Source organism: Dietzia sp. DQ11-38-2 (assembly GCF_014145055.1).
GTDB lineage: Bacteria > Actinomycetota > Actinomycetes > Mycobacteriales > Mycobacteriaceae > Dietzia.
Map to the genome: position 1 here is coordinate 1 of NZ_JAALDW010000218.1, position 4,862 is coordinate 4,862.

The 4,862-nt window shown below is 69.2% G+C and carries 6 protein-coding genes; 5 read left to right on the forward strand and 1 reads right to left on the reverse strand.

The window, feature by feature from the left end:
- From whiA to secG, 5 genes are all read left to right on the forward strand, one after another.
- Positions 1 to 259, forward strand: a 259-nt coding sequence (whiA, locus tag G6026_RS07950; protein ID WP_182612853.1) for a DNA-binding protein WhiA, incomplete at its 5' end; no start/stop codon positions are given.
- A 117-nt stretch (positions 260 to 376) separates the two neighbouring features.
- A complete protein-coding gene (gap, locus tag G6026_RS07955; protein ID WP_107756509.1) occupies positions 377 to 1,393 on the forward strand; it encodes a type I glyceraldehyde-3-phosphate dehydrogenase in 1,017 nt (338 codons plus the stop codon).
- A 165-nt stretch (positions 1,394 to 1,558) separates the two neighbouring features.
- The gene (locus G6026_RS07960; RefSeq protein ID WP_107756508.1) at positions 1,559 to 2,776 is read left to right on the forward strand and encodes a phosphoglycerate kinase; all 1,218 of its coding nucleotides are present in this window, start codon (positions 1,559 to 1,561) and stop codon (positions 2,774 to 2,776) included.
- Between the two features lie 29 nt (positions 2,777 to 2,805).
- Positions 2,806 to 3,591, forward strand: coding sequence for a triose-phosphate isomerase (gene tpiA, locus G6026_RS07965; protein ID WP_107756507.1), 786 nt, complete (start codon positions 2,806 to 2,808; stop codon positions 3,589 to 3,591).
- 99 nt (positions 3,592 to 3,690) lie between these two features.
- On the forward strand, positions 3,691 to 3,924 hold the full coding sequence (gene secG / locus G6026_RS07970) for a preprotein translocase subunit SecG (RefSeq protein WP_017836820.1): 234 nt from the start codon (positions 3,691 to 3,693) through the stop codon (positions 3,922 to 3,924).
- Between the two features lie 123 nt (positions 3,925 to 4,047).
- Here secG and pgl read toward each other — a convergent pair whose 3' ends face one another.
- Complete coding sequence (pgl, locus tag G6026_RS07975; RefSeq protein WP_182612854.1) at positions 4,048 to 4,770, reverse strand: 6-phosphogluconolactonase; 723 nt, start codon at positions 4,768 to 4,770, stop codon at positions 4,048 to 4,050.
- Positions 4,771 to 4,862 lie beyond the last annotated feature (92 nt).

The window sequence follows — 4,862 nt, forward strand, 5'->3', positions numbered from 1 at the left end:
GGCCGCCCGCGTCCAGCGAGCGCTCGAGATCCTGGCCGAGGACGTGCCCGACCACCTGCTGGCCGCGGGCGAGCTGCGCGTCCAACACCGTCAGTCCTCCCTCGAGGAACTGGGCCAGCTCGCCGACCCCCCGATGACCAAGGACGCGGTGGCCGGTCGGATCCGCCGTCTGTTGTCCATGGCCGACCGCAAAGCGGCCGATCTGGGTATCCCGGACACCGAATCCGTCGTGACCGAGGACATGCTCGACGAAGACTGATCCGCGGCCTGTGGACCCTGCACAGCCCCCACCTGGGGCGGGTAGTCTGGGTCACGCCCCGGGCACCACCGGCGCCCCTCGAGGTTCTTTCTCGCACCACCTATAAGGAGACATCACGTGACCGTGCGCGTAGGCATCAACGGATTCGGACGTATCGGCCGCAACTTCTACCGCGCGGTGGAGGCGCTGAAGGCCGAGGGCAAGACGGATATCGAGATCGTGGCCGTCAACGACCTCACCACGAACGACATGCTCGCTCATCTGCTCAAGTACGACTCCATCCTCGGTCGCCTCGGCAAGGACGTGACGTTCGACGACGAATCCATCACGGTCGGTGGGGCCAGGATGGGCGCGCTCGCGGTCAAGGAAGGCCCCTCCGCCGTGCCGTGGGGCGACTACGACGTCGACGTCGTGGTGGAGTCCACCGGCATCTTCACCTCCGCCGAGAAGGCCCGCGGTCACCTCGAGGGCGGCGCGAAGAAGGTCATCATCTCCGCTCCGGCCTCGGGCGAGGACATCACGATCGTCATGGGTGTCAACGACGACCAGTACGACGGCTCGCAGACGATCATCTCCAACGCGTCCTGCACGACCAACTGTCTCGCGCCGGTGGCCAAGGTCCTGTCCGACGAGTTCGGGATCGTCAAGGGACTCATGACCACGATCCACGCCTACACCCAGGACCAGAACCTCCAGGACGCCCCCCACAAGGACCCGCGTCGTGCCCGTGCCGCCGGGATCAACATGGTGCCCACCTCCACGGGCGCCGCCAAGGCCGTCTCGCTGGTCCTGCCCGAGCTCAAGGGCAAGTTCGACGGGTACGCCGTGCGGGTCCCGCTGCCCACCGGCTCGCTCACCGACCTCACCGTCGAGCTCGAGAAGAAGGCCTCCGTCGAGGAGGTCAACGCCGCGATCAAGGCGGCCGCCGAGGGTCCGATGAAGGGGATCCTCAAGTACACCGAGGACCCGATCGTCTCGTCGGACATCGTGACCGACCCGCACTCCTCGATCTTCGACGCCCAGTTGACCAAGGCCATCGACGGTCAGATCAAGATCGCCTCCTGGTACGACAACGAGTGGGGCTACTCCAACCGCCTCGCCGACCTCGTCGGCCTGGTCGGCAAGTCGCTGTAAGAGCCCTCGGGCCTGACGACCCAGCACCACACCGGGCCCGGTCCGGGAACGCCCAGAGCGTCCCCCGGCCGGGCCCGCTGTACATGAGTCCTCACCACCGCATCCGGACCGCGCCACCGCATCCGGACCACACCATCACCGTCCACCCGACAGGAGCCCCACCCCATGGCAGTGCGCACCCTCCACGACCTGCTGGACACCGGCGTCGAAGGTCGCAAGATCCTCGTCCGCTGCGACCTCAACGTCCCGCTCGACGGATCGACCATCACCGACTCCGGCCGCATATCGGCCTCACTGCCCACTCTGAACGCGTTGCTCGACGCCGGTGCCGCGCTGGTGATCACGGCTCACCTCGGTCGGCCGAAGGGTGAGCCGGATCCCGCGCTCTCCCTGGCCCCTGTCGCGGAGAAGCTGGGCGAGGAGCTCGGTCGATACGTTCAGCTGGCAGGTGACGTGGTGGGCCCCGATGCCCGTGAGCGCGCCAACGGACTGACCGACGGCGACGTGCTCCTGATCGAGAACATCCGCTTCGACCCGCGGGAGACAAGCAAGGACCCCGCGGAGCGTGCCGCGCTGGCGGCGGACCTGGCGAGCCTCGTCGGCGAGGACGGGGCGTTCGTCTCCAACGGGTTCGGTGTGGTCCATCGCGCGCAGGCCTCGGTCTGTGACATCGCCGAGGTCCTCCCCGCCTACGCCGGTGATCTGGTGCAGAGCGAGGTCGAGGTCCTCGCCGGCCTGACGGGCGACACCGCGCGCCCCTACGCCGTGGTCCTCGGCGGGTCCAAGGTCTCGGACAAGCTCGCGGTGATCGAGGCGCTCGCCCCCAAGGTCGACACGCTGGTCATCGGTGGCGGCATGTGCTTCACCTTCCTCGCCGCCCAGGGGCACGGCGTCGGATCCTCTCTCCTCCAGGAGGAGATGATCGACACCTGCAAGGACCTGCTCGACAGGTTCGCCGACGTGATCACCCTGCCGGTCGACGTGGTGGCGGCCGACGGGTTCGCCGCCGACGCCGGGCACACCACGGTGCCGACCGACGCGATCCCCGACGGCACGATGGGACTCGACATCGGACCGGCGTCCGTGGCCCTGTTCACCGAGAAGCTGTCCGCCGCCAAGACCATCTTCTGGAACGGCCCGATGGGGGTGTTCGAGTTCGAGGCGTTCTCGGCCGGCACCCGGGGCGTCGCCGAGGCGATCATCGCCGCCACCCGTGACGGTGCGTTCTCCGTGGTGGGGGGCGGCGACTCCGCCGCGGCCGTCCGGACACTCGGACTCGGCGAGGAGAACTTCTCCCACATCTCGACAGGGGGCGGGGCCTCACTCGAGTATCTCGAGGGCAAGGAGCTCCCGGGGGTCACCGCCCTCGAACGCAGCAACTGATCCGCTACCGCCTACGCACAGGAGAGAACATGGCACGCACCCCGCTCATCGCCGGAAACTGGAAGATGAATCTCAACCACCTCGAGGCGATCGCCCTCGTCCAGAAGGTGGCCTTCGCCCTGCCCGAGAAGTACCTCGAGAAGGTGGAGGTGGCCTTCATCCCCCCGTTCACCGACATCCGCGGCGTCCAGATCGTCATCGAGGGGGACAAGCTCGGATTCGCCTACGGTGCACAGGACGTGTCGGTCCACGAGTCCGGCGCGTACACCGGTGAGATCTCGGCGGGGATGCTCGCGAAGCTGGGGTGCACCTACGTCGTGGTGGGGCACTCCGAGCGGCGCGAGTACCATTCCGAGACCGACGAGTTGGTGGCCGCCAAGGCCGCCGCGTGCCACAGGCACGGCCTGAGCCCGATCGTCTGCGTGGGGGAGAAGCTGGAGATCCGCGAGGCCGGCGACCATGTCGGCGTGGTCGTGGAGCAGCTCAAGGGATCACTGGCGGGCCTGAGCACCGAGCAGCTCGCCTCCACCGTCATCGCCTACGAACCCGTGTGGGCCATCGGGACGGGCAAGACCGCCTCGGCCGAGGACGCGCAGGAGGTCTGCGCGGCCATCCGCGCGGCACTGGCCGAGCTGTCCGATCCCGGGACCGCGGATCAGATGCGTGTGCTCTACGGCGGCAGCGTCAACGCCTCCACCGTCGGTGAGCTCCTCGAGCAGCCCGACGTCGACGGCGGTCTCGTGGGCGGGTCGTCGCTCAAGCCCGACGAGTTCGCCCAGTTGTCCGCCATCGCCGCGGGCGGCCCGCTGCCCTGAGCCCGGCGGCGCGCCCGGATTCACCCTGGAGATGCCAGCGGGTAGTCTGGACCAGTCGTCCTCCGACCACCCCGAACCGACGTAAGGCCCGATCCGTACATGAAGCTCGCCCTGGACATCTTCCTCCTCGCCACCAGCCTGCTGTTGATGCTGTTCATCCTGCTGCACCGCGGTAAGGGAGGCGGCCTGTCCTCGCTGTTCGGCGGCGGGGTCCAGTCCAGCCTCTCCGGGTCGAGCGTGGTGGAGCGCAACCTCGACCGCGTGACCGTGGTCGTCGCCATCCTCTGGCTCATCGCGATCGTCGCAGTCGGTCTCCTGGTCCGCTTCGGCTGACGTCGTCCGACCCGCGCGCCACACGGCGCGGCCACACGGGGTGCGCCCTCCACGAGGAGGAGCGCACCCCGTCGTCGCTGAGCCCGATCGTCGCTGAGCCCGGTCGTCGCTGGAACCCGAGGATCAGTCCAGGGCCGACGCCGCGCCGTCGTCCAGGTGATAGGTCGTGGACTCGGCACCCACCGCGCCGGCCACCGGCCAGTCCGACGGTGACGCGCCGCCGAGCCCCTTCGCGACGGCCTCCGCCTTGCCCTCTCCCGCGGCGATCACCAGCACGTGCCGCGAGCGGCGAACCGCGGGGAGGGTGAACGTCAGCCGCTCGGGAGGAGGCTTGGGGCAGTCACGGACCCCGACGACCAACCGCTCAGTCTCGGCGACCGCGGGGGTGTGCGGGAAGATCGAGTCGACGTGGCCCTCCGGACCCATTCCCAGAATGGTCACGTCGAAGATCGGCTGTTCGCCGTCGGGGACGTCGAGTGCCTCGAGGAAGCGGGCGGCGGCGGCGTCGACATCGTCCTCCTGGGCGGTCCGCGCGGGCCAGCGGTGCACCGTCGGACGGTCCCCCAGGGAGTCGAGCAGGGCCTCGTCCAACTGGCCATCGTTACGTTCCGGGTGGTCGGCGGCAACGAAGCGCTCGTCCCCGAAGTAGATCGTGACCCGGTCCCAGTCCACGGTCTCCCCGGCGAGGGCGGCCGCGGTCGTGATCCCGACCGACCCCCCGGTGAGGGACAGGGTGGCCCGGCCGGCGGCGGCGATACGCGCCGAGAGGAGCTCCGCGGCGGCCCGGGCCGCCGCCGAGGCCAGCGCCTCCGAATCGGGGTGGACAACGTGGGTGAGGTTCGTCATCGGTTCTCCTGACGTCGTGGTTCTCGGTGTACCGGGACCCGGGCCCTGCTCAGCGCACGGATGCCGAGGTGTAGATCACCCGATCGTGGCTC